Raw genomic sequence first — 23,886 nt, 5'->3', positions numbered from 1 at the left:
AATGCGTAGACCACCAAATCAAGCTTTCAAAAATAAGGTGTTAAATCGTTTTCCCCATAAGGAGAAACCGGATTCGTCAACAGGGTATTCAGCTTTGGCCTATCGGCAAGCCGAATACTTAGTTGTTAGCACACGTTTTATTTTTTTTTAAAATACTTTTTCTTATTGTGAGTATTTAAATATATGTAAAAAAGTTTTTTTCCTTTAATTAGAAAAGGTTGATTTTCAAAGTTTTCTGTATCTGCTATATTAACATTAAAATAAGTAATAATAATGTGGTTTTGATTTTCTTTATCTGCTTGATATTTTATTATTTTTTGATTTTCAACTCTTATTGAATCAATAGTATTTGTATTAAGGTCAATATAACCTAAAGTATCAGTATTTTTGTTTATAGTTTTACCATTTATATAAGCAGTAATTGAAGTGAAATAAGCAATGTTATTATTCAAGTCAGTCAGTGTAATTCTATAAGAATTTAGGTCCGTTTTTTTTTGTTTAATACTTATTATACTATCATAGCCAGCTTTTGGGAAAGTGTTTAGTCTTAAAGTATCATTCGATATATTCCAATTTCCTTTTGCAGTAATTAAATGATAACATTCGAAAGATTTATAATTGAAAATATTTCCTTCAACTAGTATCAGTTCTGAACCCCAAGGTGTATTATATGTTCCATTTAATCTACTTTGAGCAGTTAGAATACTTGCAAACAGTAGAAATATCAGTATAGGTATAATTTTTTTCAAGTTATGTGTGCTAACGGCCTAAAATAAGCAAATTAGCGCAAACCTTGAACCCTATCGGCGCTATTTTGTTTATTTGTTGTTGTGTTTAGTTTTTCATTCCGTTAAATTACTTTTCTTCTCCCGATACAAGCTTCTCATAAAAATACACCTGCATTTTGAAATCTTCAGGCCATTCTTCTTCAGCCCTTTTTGCGAAATCCCTGTGTTCGAATTCTATCATCTGATTTTTTGCTTCAAGTTGTTCTTCATAAACATGCTGTTGCATTGTGAAGTCAGAAGGCCATTCTTTTTTCGCGTACTTGTTTAACTTCTTATCAGACACGTTTTTCATGAAATTTTTTGATACTATATTCTTCTCATAGACATGCTTTTGCATTGTAAAATCTTCAGGCCAGTCTTTAATAGCAATATTCTTTACTTGCTTATCTTTAACGTTGTCCATGAATTTGAAATCTTCTAGCTGATTACTAAAAACATAGTCTTGCATTTCTTTGTCTTTAGGATATTCTTTTGAAGCAAACTGTCTTATTTGTGCTCTAATGTCTGATTCTATTGATTTAAAATCATTTTCTTTCTGAAGTGATTTGGCAAGATCTTCGGTCTCAGATATTTCACTATCAGATTTTTTAATTGTGACTTCTTCTGCGGTATCTTCAACAATATCTTCACTAGTTTTACTTTCAATTAGAGTCAACCCTTTGAATTCAAAATTTATTGGCTTTTTACTATCGATTAAGCTGAAATAGATTAGATATTCTCCTTTTTCACGATTCACTTCAATAACCTCTCCTTCATCCCATACTTTGTGTTCTATAATGTCCCCAACTTTAAATTCTTGATCAATCGGGATACCAGTTAATCGAGATGGCATTCTTAAGTGAGAGTCATCTACATCTTTTCGAAATTCACCTTTACGCACTAGAAAATTTTCATTGATTTCAAATAAAAATCTTGAAGGCTGCTTGTTCTGACCAGTGCTGAAATTATATCCTTCAGATTCAGTTAAGTAAAGAGCTTTTTCCGCTCTTGTAATTGCTACATATGTAAGTCTTCTTTCTTCTTCAATAGCTTTAGCTCTCCTTTCTTTAATTGACATTGCGCTTGGGAGAATACCTTCATTGAAGCCACACAAAAAGACAAAGGGGAACTCCAATCCTTTGGACGTATGGATAGTCATTAATTTGACTTTATCTCCCTGATCCTCTTCTAAGTCGACATCAGAATAAAGAGTGATCTCTTGAAGAAACTCATCAAGAGATATATCCTCATCTTCTGATTCAAATGCGATTATCGAGTTCTGCAATTCTATAAGGTTATCCAGACGATCAGTGTCTCCATCAGTTCTGAACAATTCAGTCAGGCCACTTTGATCAAGGATGATTTTTATTAGATCAGAGATTTTCTTCTTTGATCTTAATTTCTGGAATTCTTCAATTAAATCTATAAAATCTTTTGCTCCTTTCCGATTTAAGCCGTCTGATGCTATGTTTTTTTGGAGCGCAGAATATAATGATATGTTGTCATTTTCAGCAATCATAGAAACTTCTTCTATGAATTTTTTGCCAAGACCGCGACTTGGAGTGTTTATAATTCTTAGGAATGAAATGTCATCTTCAAATTCAACCATTCTTAAATAGGATAGAATGTCTTTAATCTCTTTCCTTTCAAAAAATCTAATTCCACCGAAAATTGTGTATGGAATGTTCTTTTTGACTAAGGCTTGTTCTATGCTTCTAGAAATATGATTTGCTCTATAAAGAATTGCGAAATCTGAGAAATTACAGACCTCTTTTGATACAAGTCTGGATATTTCTTCAGCAATCCAGTTACCTTCTTCACTTTCGTTTTTCGCGTGAAAATGGACTACCTCAACCCCTTGAGGGTTTTGAGTGAACATATCCTTATCAACTCTGACCTTATTATTCTTAATAATATGATTACCTAGTGTCAGGATATTAGGTGTTGAACGATAATTTTGATTCATTAAAATGGTCTTTGAACTTGGAAATTGTTGATTAAAGTCAACTAAAAATTCTGGCCTCGCTCCGCGCCATTCATAAATTGTTTGATCAGGGTCACCGACAACAAAGAGGTTTTTATGTGTTTCTGATAACATTGAAACTAGCCTGAATTGTTTTTCAGAACTATCCTGCATTTCATCAACTTGAATATAATGAAGTCTCTGCTTCCACTTTTCAAAAACTACTTTATCTGTCAGGAAAATATATAATGTAAAGTTGATTAAATCATCAAAATCTAAAGCGAAATTCCTTTGCTGTTTTTGCAGGTATCTATAGAAAATCTTATCAAGATCATTTTTTGGTTCTTTTTTGGTTGGATTAATAATATAATCCAAATATTCTTGAGAGCTTTTTCTTCTACTTATATGCCTCAATACTTGTTTGAAAGTAATCAGCTTTGAGGTGATTCCAAATTCGTTGTAAATGTCGCGAAGAATGGTTTTCTGATCTTCAACGTCCATAATCACAAAATTCTTCGGATAACCAATCTTATTAATATCTTCCCTCAGCACTCTCACGCAAAAGCCATGGTAAGTTGTAATATAACTCAAGTCATGTTGATCTCCTATTAACTTTTTTACTCGTAATCTCATTTCTCTAGAAGCCTTATTAGTAAAGGTTACGCAGAGAATATTTGAAGCACTGATACCAAGCGTCTCAACAATGTATGCGTATCGTGAAGTAAGGGCCTTAGTTTTACCTGAACCGGCACCTGCAATTACTCGGACATACCCTTCTGTAGAAGTTACAGCTTCCAATTGCTGTTCATTTAAGTTTTTTATGTGCTTCTCAATGGAATCCATTTTTGATATGTCGATTAATTAAACACAACGTTCTTCAGCTAAGCCTTCGAGCCGCTACCACGAATGTACGTAAAAGGCTTGAGGCTTAGGTGATGTTAGCTCCTGTTTTTACTATTCTATCCAATTAATAATTAATGACTTTATTTCGTCGTAAGTTGCCGAATCAATATAATAATTATATACTTCATTGTGATTCTTCCCTTCGAGAAGAAAGCTTTTGGCATTGACTCCTTCTAAAGGAACAATTCTATATTTTGAATAAGGGTCATTTCCACCTGAGATATAAATAACTCTATTTCCTTTTGTTATCGCCCACTTTTTAATCTGAGTCATTAGTTCATTTGAATAAGATATTTTAACACCTTCTATTGGATGCACTGGAGTTAGTTTTTCAAAATCAGATTCAAGTAAATTTGAAAATCTAGTAACAGGATAGCAGTAGTAACCTAATTCAGTCAATGCCTGAATATGATAAGAATTAATTCTAGTGAAAACTTCATCGGTCATAAACCAACCATTTAAGCTTTTTCTCATCTCGTTAAATAAACTTTTAGGATCATAAACGCTGAAATCGATCGTTTGGCATCCTTTACCATTCTGCCAGATTGAAAAAGGAATCTCTAAAACGGCAATTTCATAGATAGTTGTAAGCCCTAAATGATCGAAGCTTTTACCCCGCTGAATCAGGTAATCGTTAAGATATGGTATTATGTTGTCTTTTTCTTTCAATAAAAGTCGCTGAAAAGAATCTAGTTCATCTTTGCAGCCTTGATTGGAATTTAGACTATCAATAAAATTAAAAAAACTTGAATCACATTCTGAGGTTTTTACAGATGTTGAAAGCGCTATTGTAGCATCTATATCATCAGGATAGAAATATTTATATGATAGTGCTGTTAGCCCCCCTTTACTGACTCCAACACTAACCCAGCCATTTTGATAAATTTGAGAAAAAGCCATTTTGATACAATGTAAATCTGAAACAGAGTTCAACATATTCAAATGTTCGTAATTCATCTTTTTTGGTTTCGATTCCCCAAAATATCTATGCTCAACATATATCTGGTTGGCATCTAACGAATGGGTCCAATCACTTATTCTATTCGAAGAGGACACGTAACCATTTACATTTAAAACCATCGGTTTATCTATGCTCTTATGCGATAAATACATTTTTTGATAAAAAAAACCTTCTGAAGTATCAGAATGATTTACGGGTTGCCTAAACATGATTTCGAAACATTTTGAAAAACCATCTTTAGTACTTATCTCAGCTATTGCAATATTATCTATTTTACTTATTCTTTCCGTAATAGACGGCTGAGCTATTAAGTTCAAGCAGATAAATAGTGCCATTATAGTGGTTCTCAAAGTCGTCATATTATAATTGGAGCTAACAGGTCGATATACGCATTGCGCATATCCACCCTGTATTTTCAACTCAAATTTAATAATTCAATCGGACTTTTAATGTTTTTTAGATGATTTGTTGCTACTTGAGTATATATTTCCGTCGTTTTACTACTGCTGTGGCCCATTAAAGATTGAATATATCTTAAATCTGTTCCGTTTTCTAAAAGATGCGTCGCAAAGCTATGCCTTAAAATGTGTGGACTAACGCTTTTATTAATACCTGCTTTTTTGGCTGATTTATTAATAATACTCAAAACACTTGTTGCACTATATTTGTTGCCATTCTTACCTTCAAATAGATATTTTTTTGGTTTCCATTTCTTATAGTAAACCCTTAAATCTTTCAGCACATTTTCACTTAACATGGTTAATCTATCTTTGCCGCCTTTGCTATTTTTAATCAGGATAGTCATTCTTTTACTATCAATATCTTTTAATGTTAAGTTCAGTAGTTCCGATCTTCTTAATCCAGCAGAGTATAGTAAACTCACAATACACTTATGCTTGATGTTATTCGTGTTTAAAATAATTCCTTGAACCTCTTCTAAACTTATCACTTTTGGTAGAGGGTCTTTTTTTCTGGGTCTTTCTATACTATAGAATCGATTGGGCATTCCTTTCACTAATTCATAGTAGAACTTGATGCTATTGATCATTTGGTTGACATAACTATCAGAGTATCCTTTTTGAATAAGCTTTTGCAGATAACTTCTAATTTCTCTTTCATCAATTCTCATATAATCAGTTTCCTCATGTGCGTTAATGAATCTCTCAAAACAATTTACGTAAGTTTTTACTGTATTGTTCGCATAACATTTTAATTCTAGTTTTAGAAGATACTCCTCCGGGCAAACCTTATAGCCAGGTGCTACTTTCCGATTCCTAAACCATTCTACGTTTATGGGTTCGTTTTGATTAAAAACTCTTTTTTTACTAAAAAAGTAATTCCCATTTACCCAAGCTACTCCTTTAAATTTTTGGAATATGAGTTTGATGTTTAATTTGTTGTTGGGAATATAAGCCATACCAAACTCTTTGCTCCACTTGATGTTTGGCAATTCCTTTAATAGAGCCTGCACTACTTTATCAGACTGAAACTGTATTCCAATCTGCTTTTCCTCGTTAATCAAGAGGTTTTTTAAGGTTATCGATTTGTTGTTATTTGCTTTCATAGTGCGAAAATGGTTGATTTATAGTAGCTAAAGGAAAATAGCAGTATAATTATCCGTATATTATTCGTATAATTATACTATTATGAGAAAGTGCCTAAATTGTAAAGCCGAAGTTTTTGGTCGATCAGACAAGTTGTTTTGTGATGTTTATTGCAAATCTTCTTTTCAGTATAAAAAGAAAAAAGAAGAAGAGAAATCGCTCTTTGAAACTATTGATAAACAATTAAAACAGAATAGGAAGCTACTAAAATCATTCAATAAAGCTGGAAAAAGTACTGTTCGCAAAGAAAAACTTTTAGCTGAAGGATTTAATCCAAAATATTTTACCCACTATTGGAAAACCAAAAAAGGAACGGTTTATCTGTTTTGCTATGAATTCGGATTTCTTTCTATAACAGAAAACGGAAAGTCAAAATACGTTTTGGTGAAGTGGCAAGAGTATATGGGTGGTTGAAAAAACACAGCAATTACAATTTTAATAAGGCTTGCTTAAAATTGCTTTATCTATTCAATCAACAACTTTAATTAGCATTTAATCTTCTCGCATTAGGGATTACTCGTGACTTTCTATAAATGGAACTCGTGAATCTTTCGCATTAGGGATAGCAGCGGCATCCTCTGACGTTTGGGTCAGAGATATAGCGGATAGCCCGACCCAGACGTTTTTAAAAGCGAAGTGGTGAAAAACCGTCTGGGTAATGTCCAAATAAACAACTTTGAAAAACGCTTAAAGATTGTGTCCTATCCTCACCTCAAAAACTTTATTTCCCTACAAATCACCGCTAATTCCCTTCAAATTTCTACTTTTGCCAAAAGATTAAACTATGTTGCAATCAATGACAGGTTACGGAAAGGCATTTGGAACTTTTTTTAATAAGAAAGTTACCGTAGAAATGCGCTCTCTGAATAGTAAAGGAACAGATGTTCATTTGAAAATTCCAAATACTTATAAAGCGTATGAATTGCCCATTCGTAAAATGATTGGAAATGCGTTAGAACGCGGCAAAGTGGAGTGTTTAATTACCGAAGAAAGTATTGAAGGAAAGGCGAAAGTGAGTATCAATACGGATTTGGTGGTGGCTTATTACAGTGAAATGAAAGCTTTGGCGAATGAAGTAGGTGAGGAGTCAAAGGATTTTTTGACCACAATTATGCGCATGCCAGAAGTTTTACAAGCGCAAGAATCTGAAATTTCCGAAGAAGAGTGGCAGAAGCTTAAAGCCTTGATTGAAGAAGCATTGAAAAATATCACAACTTTTAGAGAAGAGGAAGGTCAATCTTTAATTACAGATTTTTCTTCGTCAATAAATGAGATTGAAAGATTGTTGCAAGAAGTTCCTAAATACGAACAAGTACGAATAGATATTATTCGTGAACGTATGCGAAAAGGCCTTGAAAAATTAACTGATGGAGTAGATGAAAATCGTTTTGAACAAGAATTGATATATTACATCGAAAAGCTAGACGTTTCTGAAGAAAAAACACGTTTGCAACATCATTTAGATTATTTCAGAACTACAATGAATGCATCTGGTGCGATGGGGAAAAAACTAGGATTTATTTCACAAGAAATGGGAAGAGAAATCAACACATTGGGAAGTAAAGCTTACCATGCAGATTTGCAAAAGATAGTAGTAGAAATGAAAGATTATCTTGAAAAAATAAAAGAACAAGTATTGAATACACTTTAATGCACATTAAAAGCAATGGAAAACAATCAACAACAAACCGGGAAATGCATTATTTTTTCAGCACCTTCTGGAGCTGGTAAAACAACGATTGTGCGTGCTTTATTGGCAAGAATGGACGAACTTGCTTTTTCTATTTCGGCTTGTTCTAGAGCCCCACGTGCAAATGAAATTCACAAAGAGGATTATTATTTTCTTGGAGTGGATTTGTTTAAGGAAGAAATCGCTGATGGTTCCTTTATTGAGTGGGAAGAAGTCTACAAAGATCATTTCTATGGAACCTTAAAACATGAAGTAGATCGACTTTGGGCAGAGAACAAAGTAGTGGTTTTTGATGTTGATGTTTATGGAGGAATTAATTTGAAGAAATACTTTGGCGATTCTGCTTTAAGTGTTTTCATTCAACCTCCATCAATTGAAGTGTTGGAAGAGCGATTGAGAAATCGTAAAACAGAGACAGAGGATAAAATTAAAACCCGTATGGAAAAAGCAGGTGAAGAGTTGTCAAAAAGTGTGCATTTCGATAAGGTGGTCGTTAATAATGACCTGGAATTGACCATAGCAGAAGTGGAAGGAATGATAAAAGAATACATTAAAGAATGAAAGTAGGATTGTACTTCGGAACCTTTAACCCTATACATATTGGACATTTAATTATTTCCAATTACATGGCGGATTATACTGATTTGGATGAGGTTTGGCTAGTGGTTTCGCCACAAAACCCTCTAAAAAAGAAGAAATCGCTGCTGGAAGATTATCACCGTTTGGCAATTGTTAGGGTAGCCATAGAAGACAACGACAATTTACGTGAAAGTGACATTGAATTTAAAATGCCACGTCCTTCCTACACTTCAGATACTTTAGCTTATTTGAAAGATAAACATCCTAAAAATGAATTTCATCTCATTATGGGAGAAGATAATTTAAGAACGCTCCACAAATGGAAAAACTTCGAAAATATCTTAGAAAACCATAAAATATTTGTTTACCCTAGGGTTTTAACGATTCAAGAAGAACAAGAGGTAGAACAAATTGGTTATTTGCCAGAAAATGAATTGCAAAACCACAAAAACATCATTATGTGCGACGATGCTCCAGTAATGAAAGTGAGTTCTAGTTTTATTCGCCAAGCCATTAAAGATAAGCACGATGTACGTTATTTATTGACTGCTCCTGTTCAGAAATATATCGAGGAAATGAATTTTTATAAATAATTTTTGATTGAAAACGTCAAATACTGCGTTATGCTTGTTTATAATTACATTCATCCCGACGTTATCAGTCGGGACTTTGAATTAGAACCTTCACAAGCCTTGTCTTTGACGTCTTCATTCCAAAAATGGGTTTTGGCCTTTTATTTAATGAAAAATTTAAAATGAAGAATGAAAAAATTGTAGGGCGTATATTAGGGCGTGCGTGCAGGGTTTGAAACTTTGTTGTTTTTTTGTCACAATAATATTTATGAATCATTGTTAGAAATACACCGAATTTATATTTGTAAAACGTAAACGTTTTTTCGCAACGTGAATATTTATCCATTGCGTATTGTTTCCCATAACGTAGAGCCACACGGCCGTGTGGCTCTACGTTATGGGAAACACGTTATGGGGAAACACATTATAAAAAATCCCGTTTCAAAAACACCACAAAAAAAATCCGTGAAAATCCGCGTTGCTTGCAGTTCTGCTGAGCTTGTCGATGCATCCGTTTTGCGGTGACTTGTCGAAGGCCCGCGTGCCATTACAGCGCAACCACCATCACCCCTCAATTTTCTTCACCAATTCCTCTTCAATTACCTTGGGTTGATATTCTTCGCTTCCGTAAATAAAAAAGGTATTGCTTCCAAATCCGCCGTAAGACGGTAAAAGCTTGTCTTTTGGGATTTCTCTGGCCATAAAATAAGTTTTGTCATTTTCCACTACTTTAAAAATGGCAAAGTTTACTTTTTCTTCTTTCACTGTAATCGTTCTGTTTTCTATGTAACTCAAAGATTTATCCTTATCAAAATAGGCGTCTTTATAGTGGTCAAAAGCGATGTAGCCAATCATTTCTTCGTAGCTTAGCAATTCAAAAACAGGAGTTTCAGATACCGCCATCACTTTCGAATAAGAAATAGCCACAGCCGCATCTTTTTTGATTAATCGCTTTTCTTTTCTCGATATTTTTTCTCCAATAATGGTTTTCCATGCAGCAATACTGCCTGTTTTATGATCGTTTTTTGTTTCGCCCCATTTCTTCAAAAGCCTAGAAAATTGAACTCTCGGAATTCCATGTTCATACATGATTTCGAAGTAGCGAAACGCCGCCCAAGGAGGTTGACTTTCTTTTAAAACAGCATTGCTGAACTGCTCACTGGTGAAATAATCTTGATAAAACTCAGTTTCCAATAGTTGGGGCAGCATAAAACTGAAATTCCACGACAAACTGTCTTCTAGTAATTCAGCGTAAGCAGGCCAAACTTGACTCAAGAAATCAGTGTCTGCATTCCTGGTCATCAATAATCTATACAAATCAATTTGTGCTGTTTCCTTATTTTTTGCTTCTTCTATCACGGATAAATAGCCTTCAGGATCTTGAGCTTCTTGTAAAGTGTATAATGTAGAAACCGTTAACAACTCCTTTTGTGCATGGCTACTTTCTTTCCAATAATTGATTACAGTTTTGTCTGACAAATTCCAGTTGTATGAAACAATTACGGCAGATAACAAAGCCCCTTGTTCGTCAAAGCTATTCCAAAATTGAGGTGACCAATCTAGCATTACTTTAAGAATGCTGTCATTTAAGTGACCATCAAAAATCAGATTTTCAACTGCCTCACCACCATTTACCATAATTTCATTTTTTAGCATAGGAATGTTCATTTCAGAAATTAAGTTTTGATTGTTTGCAGTGAATTTCATACTGTCTAGAAAAGCCAAATCCTCATATTGTACCTCGGCGGCTTTAGGATAAGTTAAGCTCGCAATTACAATCGTTTTTCCAACTAAAGTAGCTTTCCCTTTGAACAAGTTTTCAGTATCTGGGTAATAAAGGCTAAAATCTAAATGAGGTGTAGAGGAATTCAGCGTAAAAACCGAATCTATTTCATATGCGCCTCCATCAAGCGGCCATTGAAGTTGATCAATTAAAAGTGTTTTGATGTCCTTTTGCGAAAAAGCCCAAGAATTAAACTTCTTGATGAGCACATGATGAGAAATACCAGTTTCCACGTCTGTTGCAGAATATACTTTTATATCCCTGTAGTTTTGCTCATCATTTTTAACGGTATCTAACTGAAGGTTTTTTGTGGTGGATACGGTCTCAAAATCTGCGTTGCTTAAGCTTAGCTCTTCTTTTACTGCTGGAAATGCGTGCAAAGTATCAAAACTACTTAGAAAAAGTGCTCTTCGGGATTTGTCATTGCCTATGTATTCAATAAATTGAATCATGTTTCCCACTTGCCGAATTTTCCCGTAAACAGTATATCCGTTTAATTGAGCAGTGTAAGATTTTAAATGATATTTACCTATTTCACGTTTTTCTTCTTCAATTTTAACGCTGTCTGCAGGATATTTGCTCAAAATATATGTTCCAAATTCTTTATTTGTATAACTTATTGAATTGTCAGTCATTATACTTTCATGGGCATAGAGAAACTCACGAGCGTTAGGATTGTCCCACTTGGCTTCCCAAATATGATCGTATTCTAAAGTTCTTGTTTCTGAAAAATAATGTTTTGGAAATTTTAAATGCATGGTTTTCGATGTGCTCATCACATTTTCCGATAAGCTTTCGTCTGTTTTTCTGTTTAAAAATTGAAAGCCATTAAAAAAGCTAAGGTGTCGATTTGAATTCATAAAACGATATCCTCCCTCGGCCGAAAGATTGTAGAGTACATTTCCTTTCTTTATAATGCGCACCCATTTATCGTTGCCTTCATCAGACTTTAATAATCCTTGATAAGCTTTTATGTTGCCTATTAGTAAACTGTCGAAATGCGTAATTGTAAGGTTAGGGTTTGAAAAGTAATCCTTCAGGTGTTTTGTTAAATTAACTTCCACACCGTAATTGTAAATCGAAAGGGAATAGGTATTTCCTTGACCTAATTCTTGATATCGAATCAAGCGGTCGGCATTTCCCAATTCTTTTAATGCTGGTTTTCCGCCAAATTTTAATGAAACAGCATAACGTTCATCTTTATAATTGTATTGATTGCATTGCTGTAAGTCAATCTCTGCTTGCGATTTGTTTTTAGAGAATTCAGATTTAACAACTTTCAAAGTGTAGCCTTTTTGCCTAAGTAAAGGAACGATTCCTTGAGGACCCAATAAATGCGACGCCCCAACTGCTATAAAAGAAGACTTGTGTTGATGAATTAAAGTATCAATTCCCGCTGTCATTTTAATGTTGCGGTCAACAATTAGGTCTTTGTACAAATCGATGTATTCTAAGGTCGAATTGCGTGTGTACTTGTGTATATCGCTAGCATTTCCCTCTAGGTATTTTTGCTTTAGTTCTTCCCTAGAAATTAACTTAATATTCTTCTGGGCATTGGGATCTACTTCATTTAGCAGTCCAATTTTCATCTGATCTTCCAAGGTTTCAAGAGGGTGGAAGACTTTGTTACAGTTGTCTGCTACTTGTTTGAAGTACATATCAATAAACTGCGGCCTTCCTTCATCAGATCCATAGGCCGTATAAGTGACTTTGTCTGTTGCCCTTGCGGGCACTACCCATTGTAAAAGGTTCGATTTTTCATATCCCACATCAGGAACTACAGTGGATTCTTCTAACATGAAGTCGGTGATGTCTGTTTCTAGAATTACGGCTTCGGCATTCAGTAAAGCCGGATACAATTCATCAGGAAAATCGAAAACGTCACTATCATTACTGTGATAAGTACCAAATAAGTAGGCCTTAGCTTCAGAATCACCGCGCGTTATTTCCCAAAACAATTGATAGTTTGACCGATCAATATCCTTTTGCTGAGCTAAGGAATGAAAGGACAATAAGGCAATAAAGAAGATAAGGCTTTTACGCATAAATAGTTTGAATGAAAATACGAGTTAGTTTTTTAAATGACTATGAAAAATTTCACCATTCAAAATCACAGTTTCAATATTGTTTTCTCCAAAAGAATAAGGAATTCTAGCCAATGATGAAATTTGTTTCGTAATCATAATGTTTGCCTTTTTTCCTACTGTAATTGAACCATGTGTGTCGGAAATTCCCATGGCATAAGCAGTGTTTAATGTGGTGGCATTTAATGTTTCAAATGGCGTCATGTTCATTTTAGCGCAAGCTACAGAAGTTAAAAGCTGCATGTTTCCGCTTGGTGCCGACCCTGGATTAAAGTCAGAAGCCAAAGCCAGCGGTAAATCGGCGCAAATCACTTGTCTTGCTTTTCCATAAGGAATAGACAAAAAGAAAGAACAACCAGGTAAGAATGTTGGCATGGTATCACTTCCCTTCAGTGCTTTAATGTCGTCTTCGTTCAATTCTTCTAGGTGGTCTACAGATAAAGCGCCGTGTTCAACAGCTGCCTGAATTCCTCCCATGATAGAAAATTGATTTACGTGCACTTTTGGAACCAGATTATATTTTGCACCTTCCTTTAATAAGCGTGTCATTTGTGCAACAGTAAAGTAGTTGCGTTCACAAAAGCAATCGATATAATCTGCTAAACCCTCTTCAGCAATTTTAGGCAACATTTCATCGATCATCAATTTCATATAGCCTTCATGATTTTCTTTGTACTCCTTAGGAAAAGCATGTGCACCCAAAAAAGTAGCTTTTATTGCCATTGGCGAAGCGGCTTTCAGTCTTTTTATAACGCGCAACATTTTCAATTCCCCTTCAACAGAAAGTCCATATCCCGATTTTATTTCAATTGCTCCTGTTCCATATTCTGCTAAACCATGAATTCTTTCTAGCGCTTCTTCAAACAAAGTATCTTCGTCCATTTCTTGAAGTCGACCAGCAGAATTTAAAATTCCACCACCTTTCAATGCAATTTCTTCATAAGACAATCCTTTTATTCTGTCTTCGAATTCTTCTTCTCTTGTGGCAGCAAAAACAGCATGCGTATGCGAATCACAAAAAGTGGGTAAAACATATTTTCCTTCGGCATCAATAACCTCCAAGTCTCTCCAATCGGTAATCCCTCCCCAATCTTCCATTTTTCCAAAGGCAATAATTTCATCGTCCTCAAGCGCTAAAAAGGCATTTTCAATGAGGTCTCCATCGTCCATTTGACTCCCTTTTTTGTATTTTGGTAATTCATTACCTGCTTGAAATAATCCTTTGATGTTTTTGATCAATACTTTTGCCATTTCGCTGTGTTCTATTTTTATTACAGCTCAAATTTAAGGGAATGTGTGCTTATTCCAAATCTTTGACTGTGGATTAATTATTTAAAACTTAAAATTCTAAGATTTACAGACCAGAACCATGATTTTAAAGTCTGTGGAAGGACTCAAATAAAAGCTCATTCTATTTTTAAGATATGATGCTTAGACAATTTATTTATGTAACTTTGTGCCCTTGAAAACTATCAAGTGATGTCAAAAGAAGTAAAAATATTTGCCGGAAGAGCCACACAGAAGTTGGCGAAAGAAATAGCTGCAGAATTTGGAGCTCCCCTTGGAAAAGTGGATGTTGCCGAGTTTAGCGATGGTGAATTTCAGCCTTCATTCGAAGAAACGGTTCGTGGAAAAGATGTATTTATTGTTCAATCAACTACACCACCTTCAGATAATTTAATGGAATTGTTATTGATGGTAGACGCGGCGAAACGCGCTTCTGCGAGAAAAATAATTGCCGTTATTCCTTATTTTGGTTTGGCACGTCAGGATAGAAAAGATAAACCAAGAGTTGCTATTGGAGCAAAATTGGTAGCCAATATGTTGATGGCGGCCGGGGTGAGTCGTGTGATGACGATGGATTTACATGCCGACCAAATTCAAGGATTCTTTGAAGTTCCTGTAGATCATTTGTATGCATCAACGGTGTTCTTCCCAGAAATTCAAGAAATGGCAAAAAGCGGAAATGCCGTTATGGCTGCTCCAGATGTTGGAGGTGCAAAACGCGCTAACTCTTATGCTAAAAAGTTAGATTTAGGCCTTTGTATTTGTCACAAGCAAAGAAAAAAAGCCAATGTAATTTCTGAAATGACTGTAATTGGTGATGTAGTAGGAAAAGATGTTGTGCTAGTGGATGACATGATAGATACTGCTGGAACTTTAACCAGAGCCGCAGATTTATTGATGGAACAAGGTGCAAATAGTGTTCGTGCATATTGTACGCATGCTGTGCTTTCTGGTCCTGCTTATGACAGAATTGAAGCTTCTAAAATTACGGAATTGATTGTGACAGATACAATTCCTTTAAAGAAACAAAGCGATAAGATTCGTGTAGTTTCTGTTGCTGCCTTGTTTGGAGATATAATTCAAAAAATGGTGCACAACGAATCAATCAGTAAACATTTTATTATATCATAATTAAAACAAAAAGATGAAAATAGTACAATTGAGCGGTTCGCTTAGAGCGAACGTAGGAAAGAAGGCAACAAAAGCTGTTCGTAAGGAAGGCGGAGTTCCTTGTGTACTTTACGGATCAGGAGAGCAAACTTGCTTCTCTGTTCGTTCAGTAGATATGGAGAAATTAATTTTCTCTCCAGATGTATACCAAATTGAATTGGATATTGACGGAACAAAGAAAATGGCGATTATTCAAGCAAAACAAATGCACCCGCTTACAGATAAGCCAACGCATGTTGATTTCCTTGAATTAGCTGATGACAGACCAGTAAAAGTGGGTATTCCAATCCGTGTTACAGGTCGTTCTAAAGGTGTTATGAATGGTGGTCGTTTAATGACTATCTTCCGTACATTGAAAGTAGAAGGTTTACCAAAAGATCTTCCAGATTTCGTAGAAATCGACATTACACCTCTTCGTATTGGTCAGTCAATTCGCGTTAGAGATATCGAAATCCCAGGTGTTAAAACATTGGAAAATGAAAGTGCAGTTGTAGTTTCAGTGAAAATGTCTCGTGGTGCTGTTGATGTGGACGACGACGAAGAAGAGGGAGCAGAAGACGCTGCAGAAGCAACCGAAGAGTAAAAATAAAGAATACCATAAAATGTTTAGAAGCCCAGACGAAATTGTCTGGGCTTTTTTTATTGTGGAAATGGTGGGGGTAATAGTTCGATAGAGCTAGTCATTTAAATCGAAATAACCACTATTGTTTAACCCTATTTGTCTTTCTTGTATCAACAAATAAAAAACTCAATTTTTTATTTTCCGGAGGAACTGATATGATTTATTCCAGTTGATTTTCCGAGGACAATGCTTTTGATTATCAATACAGAATTTAAATTTCGCAGGGAAGAAAATTGGCTTTTATAATCTGCGACTTAAAAGGGTGGCGCTATTGTTTAATACTAATGTGTTGGGTTAAGTCGATCTCCCTTTATTTTCTGCAAATTATTTTTTTAATTCGGCTTATTATTTGTCTTATATTTGTAGCAACTAGGGCTTTGGGATAGCTCTGTATTGCTAAACAAATTTTATCAACCATGAAAATTGAAAATTACTTTAAACTTTACTTGTCTTTCTTTACCATTTTGTTTTTCTCGAGTCAAGTTGCTCTAGCTCAAGATGTTGCTATCAACGAAGTGATGAGCTCTAATAATACCGTAATCGATGATGAAGACGGCGATTATGAAGACTGGATAGAAATTTATAATTACGGAAGTTCTCCAGTTAACTTAGCTGGTTATGGTTTAACAGACGACCCTACAATTTTGAATAAATGGATTTTTCCAACTCAAACAATTCAACCAGGTGAATTTCTATTGGTTTGGGCATCTAACAAAGATAGAGCAGTTCAAGGTCAAGAGCTCCATACCAATTTTAAAATAAGCTCTGCTGGTGAACCTTTGGTTTTGTCGAATAGCTCTGGTAGTATTGTAGACCAAGTGGGTGCTACTGAATTGCAGCCAGACGTTTCTTATGGTCGACAGCCTAATGGAATTGGGACTTGGTTGTTTTTTTATACACCCACACCAGAAGCATCCAATACAGGAACTGGATTAACAGAATTATTACTTCCTCCAACTTTTTCACATGAGTCTGGCTTGTATACTTCTAGTTTCGATTTAACCCTGTCTCATGCCAATCCTAACGTTTCAATTATTTATACTTTGGATGGCTCTGAGCCAATGCCTAATAATTTAACAGGAACAGTTTATAATTATAAAAACGATTATCCTACTCAGGTAGGAAGTTCGCCTGGGCCTTTGCTTTCTGATAGTTTTACCTCTAATGCATATGTTTCCGCGATTAATATTTATGATCGTTCCAATGATCCAGAGGAGTTAGCTGCGAAAAATACATTTCAATTTGATCAATATGTTCCTATTAATTCAATAAGAAAAGCCACTGTAATTAGAGCAAAAGCTTTTCTAAATGGAATTGGATCTGCTACAATCTCCAAAACTTTCTTTGTTTGGAGTCAGGGAAATCCTTATGATATTCCTGTGATTTCTTTGCAGATTCAAGAAAATTATCTGTTTGATTATGATGATGGGATATATACGTCTGGGGTAGATTTTGATACATGGAGAGCAAATAACCCTGCAAATAATCAGTTTTATAGACCTGAATGGAACAACTATTGGCGCAGTGGTAGCCAGTGGGAATACCCTGTCAACGTTGAGCTGTTTGAGTCTACACCAACTTTACTGAATTCCATTACAAATTTAAATGCAGGTTTTAGAATTCACGGAAATAACTCAAGATCATTGGGGATTAAGAACTTAAGATTGTATGCAAGAAGTGATTACGATAATAACGACCTTTTTGAGCATGACTTGTTTGATAACACTATTCCGGGAACTCCTATGCCAAATAATGCTTTTAAACGAATATTGCTAAGGGGAAACGGAACAGGTGGTCCAGTTGCTTACGATGTTGTGTTCAATAAAGCAATGCAGCCCATTTATGATGGTGTAACGCGAATACAGCCTGCAATCCATTTTATTAATGGCGAATATTGGGGCTTAACGGCGTTAAGAGACAGGGTGGATGATAAGCATTTTGCCTTAAATTATGGATTAAATGACAATAATATTGCAATTGTTGATTGTAAGGGAGTAAATTGTGATTTGGATGAAGGGTTGAGCTCAGATTACTCTGATTTTATAGCAATGAGAGATTTTATTATCAACAACGATATGTCAAATCAAATGCTGTTTGACCAAGCTAGTGCTATGTTAGATATGTCCTCTTATATCGATCACATTGTATTGGAAATATATGCAGCGAATGATAGCTACGAAAGGAAGTTTTGGAAAGTTCGTACACCCGAAAATACTTCCTACGGAGATGGGAAATGGCGTGTTACTGTTCAAGATTTTGAAGCCTCAATGAAGAGTAATATCAATTGGTTGGATTATCATGCAGTGCTTACAGGTTCGCCGAATGAATTGTTTTTGGGGAATTTATTGGCAAATGAAGGGTTTAAAATTCAATTTGTAAACAGGTTTGCTGATGTTTTAAATACAGTTTTTACTCCTGAACATTTTAATAGCGTAGTAAATAAAGTATTTAACGAGGTCTCTCCTTATTTAACCGAAGATGCCAATAGATATCCAAAAATTGAATTTTTTGAATTACAAGAAAAGACTGATCTGCTAAATTGGGGGACAACAAGAGAAGCTATTCAACAAGATCAAATAAAAGACTATTTCTCATTTGCGAATGTTCTAGACTTTATCCTCAATGTTTCTGATGTTAATGCAGGTTATATAAACATTAGTACAATTGAGATTAAGGAGTCGACACCTGGAATCCCTCAAAATCCTTACCCTTGGACAGGTCAGTACTTTCAGGATGTTCCCGTGACTTTAAAAGCGATTGCTTTGCCGGGTTATACTTTCTCGCATTGGTCGGGTGATGTGACGGGAACAAACGCAGAGATTGAAATTATTCCAACGAGTAATATGAACATCCAGGCTAACTTCGATGCTGTAGTTGCTCCGCAAGAAGTTGTTTATTTCTGGTTGATGGACAGTGATTTACCTAATGATACACCAATGGAGAATTTAAGTGTTACTTACGCCAGTAACGGATTGGCTGCTATGCTTAACTACAATTCTTGTTTATCGGGATATCCTTTTACTATAAATGACCCAAATTGGAGAAAGGCTTCTTTAGAAAGAAAAAACGCTCCAACACCATTGAATTATTCATCAGAGTCCAACAATAACGTCTCTTATCCTAATTCAAATATGCGCGGAGTTCAAGTAAGACAACCCTTTAGAGCAGGGAATTTAGAGAACAACCTAGTTTTTGATGTTCCTACAATAGGTTTAGAAAACATTAGCTTCTCTCTTGCTATAATGTCTAATGGTGGAGCGGAAACCTTAATCGTTGACTATTGGGATGGTTCACAATGGATTGATGATGATTTGGTGAATGCTACCCAAGCAATTACTAGTGCTTATCAAGTATTGACATTTAATTTTTCGAATGTTGCTGTTGCAAATGATAATTTAAACTTTAAGATAAGATTGCGCTTTGATGGTCTGGATATGACGGTTGATAATAGCGATGAGGTAATTATGAACAACATCATCATGGCTGCATCGAAAATTTTATCCACAGAGAATTATGCGGATTTATCCACTGTTAACATTTATCCTAACCCTGCCCGCACTACTTTTAATGTAGCAGCCGACATTCCATTAGCGCGTGTTGAAGTCTATAATATTTATGGGCAAGTGGTACACAAAAGCCAACCGAATCAAAATACAACGGTAGTTGATATGCATACTTTCTCTCCTGGAGTGTATTTAGTGAAAGTAGTTACCAAGACTTCAGAAGAAACTTTAAGACTAATTAAAAGGTAGTTTAACAGGTTTACCACTTTAATAAAAGTAAAAAGCATCTTTCTATTGATTAGGAAGATGCTTTTTTTATGAATTTCTTTCAGTTGAATTGATCGATGGTAGTCTCTGGAAGCTAATGCTAAGGGTAGCAGTTTACAAACCGTCCTTACATTATCTTTTCTTGAGATGGGATTTGAAAAATGGAATGTTTAAATGCTCTATTTAATCCATCTTTTGCAATGATGAGTAGAAGGTAGCTAATGATTGGGATGATGATTACTCCCTTTGGTCATGAGATCGCTTCGCTAAGTTTACAAATCGCTGGTGCATTATCTTTACTTGAGATTGATTTCAAAAAAAAGAGTCCAAACAATTAAGTTTGGACTCTTTTCAATACACTGTAATTCTATTTATCAGTAGAATCTAGTTTCTGATTTAGAAAGCTCTTGAGCTTTATAAACAGAAAAGACTAGTAACGGTAGTGCTCTGGTTTATAAGGACCTTTCACATCTACTCCAATATAGTCAGCTTGTTCCTTAGAAAGCTCCTCTAATTCAGCTCCTACTTTTGAAAGGTGCAATTCAGCTACTTTTTCATCTAAGTGTTTTGGTAGCATATATACGTCGTTTTCGTACTTGTCAGAGTTCGACCATAATTCCATTTGCGCCAAAGTTTGATTCGCAAAAGAGTTAGACATTACGAATGAAGGGTGACCTGTAGCACAACCTAAGTTTACTAAACGTCCTTCAGCCAAAAGAATGATGTCTTTTCCGTCTAAGTCGTATAAATCAACTTGTGGTTTAATTTCATCTTTAGATGTTGCGTTTTGGTTTAACCAAGCCACATCGATTTCGTTGTCGAAGTGTCCTATGTTACAAACAATAACTTTGTCTTTCATCGCTTTAAAGTGACGTCCAACAACGATGTCTTTGTTTCCAGTTGTCGTAACAACGATATCAACATTTCCAACAACATTGTCTAATTTTCTAACTTCAAAACCGTCCATTGCAGCTTGTAGTGCACAAATTGGATCGATTTCAGTAACAATAACACGCGCTCCAGCACCTCTTAACGAAGCTGCTGAACCCTTTCCAACATCACCATAACCACAAACAACAGCCACTTTTCCAGCCATCATTGTATCTGTAGCACGACGAATAGCATCAACTAATGATTCTTTACATCCGTATTTGTTGTCAAATTTAGATTTTGTAACAGAGTCATTAACATTGATTGCTGGCATCACTAAAGTACCGGCTTTCTTTCTTTCGTATAAACGGTGAACTCCTGTAGTTGTTTCTTCAGAAAGTCCTTTAATGTCTTTTGTTAATTCAGGATAACGATCGAAAACCATATTTGTTAAGTCACCACCATCATCAAGAATCATATTTAAAGGCTGACCATCCTCAAAAGCAAATAATGTTTGCTCTATACACCAGTCAAATTCTTCTTCATTCATTCCCTTCCATGCAAAAACTGGGATTCCCGCTGCTGCAATTGCCGCTGCTGCGTGATCTTGCGTAGAGAATATATTACAAGAAGACCAAGTAACATCTGCACCTAATTCAACCAACGTTTCAATTAGAACTGCAGTTTGAATTGTCATGTGCAAACAACCTGCAATACGCGCTCCTTTTAGTGGTTTAGACGCACCAAATTCCTCACGTAAAGACATTAATCCTGGCATATCCGCCTCAGCAAGTCTTATTTCTTTTCTTCCATAATCTGCAAGGCTAATGTCTTTAACCTTGTATTTTAATTGTTCTTTTGCTTCGCTCATTTCTATATTTTTCTTAAATCGATTACAAAAGTAAGCAATTAAAAAGTGAATATCAAAATCATCTAGGTTTTAAAGTGACGCTTTGTATATATTGACCTTAATTAACATATTCATTTGAAAATGAATGTGAAATAAACAAGATTTGATGGTGTTTTTAATTTGTGATTTCTATGAAGTAGTTGATTTTTGTTGGTCTCGTCAACTATTAAAACTTTGTACTTTAATGCCTCTAAGTTTAGCTGATAGAAACTTGGTCAAGTGATACAAATTAGCTTTTATTTAAAATACTAATGGTTAGCATTTAATGGCTAGTTCTTTCATAAGAAGATAGCTTTATTCTTATCTAAACCTATGTGATTTTCAACTTAAGTTGGTTGATTAAAATTCGATGAGGATTATATTCATACCAATTGGACTAAGCTTGTTTCGTCATTTGGAAATACGCATTATTCAAGTAGAAATGAAATCAAGATAATCTGTATTAAGTTGCTTGTGTTTCCGTCCAGACACTAGTTTATCAATTTTGGGTAAAAAGACTTGATATGCTTAAATGTTGGTGAGCATTTTAATTTAAAAGTATTGTTTTTCAAAGCTTCCTTCTTATGGGTTTATATAGTAGAAAAGAATTTCTAGAAATAGAGAGCAGATAAGGCAAATAAATGGCATTGTGAAGTTCTTCTGTGCTATGCAAGCACCTTTCTTGTGATGTCATTATGGGACAAGTCAGTTGTGTTTTGTCATAAAAAGACCATTTTATCCGAAATTATGCGTTCCGTCAGTGAGAATCCTGATTTTTTACAGATTTTTAACTTTCTCCATAAATTCGTATTGTCATGCAAATGTCATTGGCTACTTTTACACTGTAATTTAAAACTAAATATTATGATTGATTCACAAATTAAATCAAAATTAAAGATGTTCGCATCCTTAACTCTCATTATAGGAGGGGCATCTTTATTTTCTTGTTCTGGAGGGGCAAACCAAGAGAGCGAAACAAGAAAGGTTAAAGCAGAGGATATTAAGGTTGTTTCTGAAATGAAAGCAGATTTAACTTCTCCACCATTTGTTCCAAAGTCTACTGCGAATAGAGCAGCTACTAAGCTTATCGTTGATATGGAGATTTTGGAAGAAACGGGAGAAATGGCAGATGGCGTTGAATACGTGTATTGGACATTTGGAGGTACAGTTCCAGGAAGTTTCATTAGAACAAAAGTTGGAGACGAAGTAGAATTCACTTTAAAAAACCACCCAGACAATAAATTGCCTCACAATATTGACCTTCACGCGGTAAACGGACCAGGTGGTGGAGCTGCATCTTCTTTTGTAGCGCCAGGACATGAGATTACTTTCTCATTTAAAACCTTAAACCCAGGTTTGTATGTATACCACTGTGCTACGGCACCTGTTGGAATGCACATTGCTAACGGAATGTATGGTTTAATTTTAGTTGAACCTGAAGAAGGATTGGCTCCAGTAGATAAGGAATACTACATAATGCAAGGAGACTTCTACACTAAAGGAGAATTTGGTGAGCAAGGTTTGCAAGCATTTGATATGCAGAAAGCAGTAGATGAAGATGCGGATTATGTGGTTTTCAATGGTAAAGTTGGTGGTTTAACTGGCGAAAATGAGTTGACAGCCAAAGTAGGTGAAACGGTGCGTCTTTTCGTAGGAAATGGTGGGCCAAATTTAGTGTCTTCTTTCCACGTTATTGGAGAGATATTCGACAGAGTTCATGTAGAAGGTGGAGATTTGATCAACGAAAATGTTCAAACTACATTGATTCCAGCAGGTGGAGCGGCAATTGTTGAGTTTAAAGTAGACGTGCCAGGAGAATTGGTGCTTGTTGACCACTCTATTTTTAGAGCATTCAATAAAGGTGCTTTAGGAATGATGAATGTAACTGGAGATGAAAAGAAAGATATATTTGCTGGAACTATTCAAGAAGGTATATATTTGCCAGAAGGAGGAACGATTCAATCGATGCCTGTGGATGAGAAAAAGGCGGATGAACCAACAGTGGAGTTGAGTAAAGCAGAAAAAATGGATTTAGGTAAAAAGCTTTATGGATCTACTTGTTTTGCATGTCACCAAGCAAACGGTGAAGGAATTGCAAATGCATTCCCGCCTTTAGCTAAAGCAGATTACTTAAATGATGATGTAAGTCGTGCAATAGAGATCGTTCTTAGAGGGAAATCTGGTGAAATCACTGTAAATGGTAAAACATACAATAGTGTAATGACAGCTCAAAACTTGAATGATAAAGAAGTTGCCGCTGTAATGACTTATGTTTACAACAGCTGGGGTAACAACGGAACAGTAGTTACCGAAGATATGGTAAAGAAAGTTCGAAATAAATAAAATAGTTTAATATTCACCTTAAAATTTTA

At 35.2% G+C, this 23,886-nt stretch carries 15 protein-coding genes; 8 read left to right on the top strand and 7 right to left on the bottom strand.

The features are described 5' to 3' along the window. Positions 1-137 precede the first annotated feature (137 nt). The 4 genes from DIT68_RS13850 to xerA all read right to left on the bottom strand — a co-directional run bounded on the left by DIT68_RS13850 (position 138) and on the right by xerA (position 6,158). Positions 138-749: a hypothetical protein gene (locus tag DIT68_RS13850; RefSeq protein WP_109360414.1), complete on the bottom strand. Its 612-nt coding sequence runs from the start codon at positions 747-749 to the stop codon at positions 138-140. Positions 750-855: 106 nt separating this feature from the next. Beyond that, positions 856-3,573, bottom strand: a complete 2,718-nt coding sequence (locus DIT68_RS13845) for an ATP-dependent helicase (RefSeq protein WP_199223427.1) — start codon at positions 3,571-3,573, stop codon at positions 856-858. Positions 3,574-3,684: 111 nt separating this feature from the next. Then, a complete protein-coding gene (locus DIT68_RS13840; protein ID WP_158276195.1) occupies positions 3,685-4,929 on the bottom strand; it encodes a S28 family serine protease in 1,245 nt (414 codons plus the stop codon). Positions 4,930-5,009: 80 nt separating this feature from the next. Beyond that, complete coding sequence (gene xerA / locus DIT68_RS13835; protein WP_109360412.1) at positions 5,010-6,158, bottom strand: site-specific tyrosine recombinase/integron integrase; 1,149 nt, start codon at positions 6,156-6,158, stop codon at positions 5,010-5,012. Positions 6,159-6,240: 82 nt separating this feature from the next. On the opposite strand from xerA, the gene DIT68_RS13830 reads away from it, so the two are divergent. The 4 genes from DIT68_RS13830 (at position 6,241) to nadD (ending at position 9,060) form a co-directional block, all read left to right on the top strand. Continuing rightward, positions 6,241-6,612 carry a hypothetical protein gene (locus DIT68_RS13830; protein WP_109360411.1) on the top strand — a complete coding sequence of 124 codons (372 nt, stop codon included), beginning with the start codon at positions 6,241-6,243 and terminating at the stop codon, positions 6,610-6,612. 370 nt (positions 6,613-6,982) lie between these two features. Next, a complete protein-coding gene (locus tag DIT68_RS13825; protein WP_109360410.1) occupies positions 6,983-7,849 on the top strand; it encodes a YicC/YloC family endoribonuclease in 867 nt (288 codons plus the stop codon). A 15-nt stretch (positions 7,850-7,864) separates the two neighbouring features. After that, on the top strand, positions 7,865-8,449 hold the full coding sequence (gene gmk, locus DIT68_RS13820) for a guanylate kinase (RefSeq protein ID WP_109360409.1): 585 nt from the start codon (positions 7,865-7,867) through the stop codon (positions 8,447-8,449). Continuing rightward, positions 8,446-9,060 (top strand): nicotinate (nicotinamide) nucleotide adenylyltransferase, encoded by a 615-nt coding sequence (gene nadD, locus DIT68_RS13815; RefSeq protein WP_109360408.1) that lies wholly within the window; start codon positions 8,446-8,448, stop codon positions 9,058-9,060. The genes gmk and nadD overlap by 4 nt, the downstream gene beginning before the upstream one ends. Before the next feature lie 543 nt (positions 9,061-9,603). Here the strand turns inward: nadD and DIT68_RS13810 are convergent. Continuing rightward, positions 9,604-12,867: a TraB/GumN family protein gene (locus DIT68_RS13810; RefSeq protein ID WP_109360407.1), complete on the bottom strand. Its 3,264-nt coding sequence runs from the start codon at positions 12,865-12,867 to the stop codon at positions 9,604-9,606. A gap of 24 nt (positions 12,868-12,891) precedes the next feature. Continuing rightward, positions 12,892-14,157, bottom strand: coding sequence for an imidazolonepropionase (gene hutI / locus DIT68_RS13805; RefSeq protein WP_109360406.1), 1,266 nt, complete (start codon positions 14,155-14,157; stop codon positions 12,892-12,894). A gap of 228 nt (positions 14,158-14,385) precedes the next feature. Here hutI and DIT68_RS13800 point away from each other — a divergent pair, with 228 nt between their 5' ends. The 3 genes from DIT68_RS13800 (at position 14,386) to DIT68_RS13790 (ending at position 19,737) form a co-directional block, all read left to right on the top strand. Next, complete coding sequence (locus DIT68_RS13800) at positions 14,386-15,324, top strand: ribose-phosphate pyrophosphokinase (RefSeq protein ID WP_109360405.1); 939 nt, start codon at positions 14,386-14,388, stop codon at positions 15,322-15,324. 13 nt (positions 15,325-15,337) lie between these two features. After that, the gene (locus DIT68_RS13795; RefSeq protein ID WP_109360404.1) at positions 15,338-15,946 is read left to right on the top strand and encodes a 50S ribosomal protein L25; all 609 of its coding nucleotides are present in this window, start codon (positions 15,338-15,340) and stop codon (positions 15,944-15,946) included. A gap of 455 nt (positions 15,947-16,401) precedes the next feature. Further along, entirely contained in the window at positions 16,402-19,737 is a 3,336-nt protein-coding gene (locus tag DIT68_RS13790; RefSeq protein ID WP_109360403.1) for a CotH kinase family protein, read from the top strand. Between the two features lie 448 nt (positions 19,738-20,185). Here DIT68_RS13790 and ahcY read toward each other — a convergent pair whose 3' ends face one another. Continuing rightward, the gene (gene ahcY, locus DIT68_RS13785; RefSeq protein WP_109360402.1) at positions 20,186-21,496 is read right to left on the bottom strand and encodes an adenosylhomocysteinase; all 1,311 of its coding nucleotides are present in this window, start codon (positions 21,494-21,496) and stop codon (positions 20,186-20,188) included. 882 nt (positions 21,497-22,378) lie between these two features. Between ahcY and nirK the strand changes: the two genes are divergently transcribed. Then, complete coding sequence (nirK, locus tag DIT68_RS13780) at positions 22,379-23,857, top strand: copper-containing nitrite reductase (protein ID WP_109360401.1); 1,479 nt, start codon at positions 22,379-22,381, stop codon at positions 23,855-23,857. Positions 23,858-23,886 lie beyond the last annotated feature (29 nt).

This window comes from Brumimicrobium oceani (assembly GCF_003143775.1).
Classification (GTDB): domain Bacteria; phylum Bacteroidota; class Bacteroidia; order Flavobacteriales_D; family Crocinitomicaceae; genus Brumimicrobium; species Brumimicrobium oceani.
Note: the sequence above shows the minus strand (reverse complement) of the source record. Positions and strands in the feature narration are given on the sequence as shown.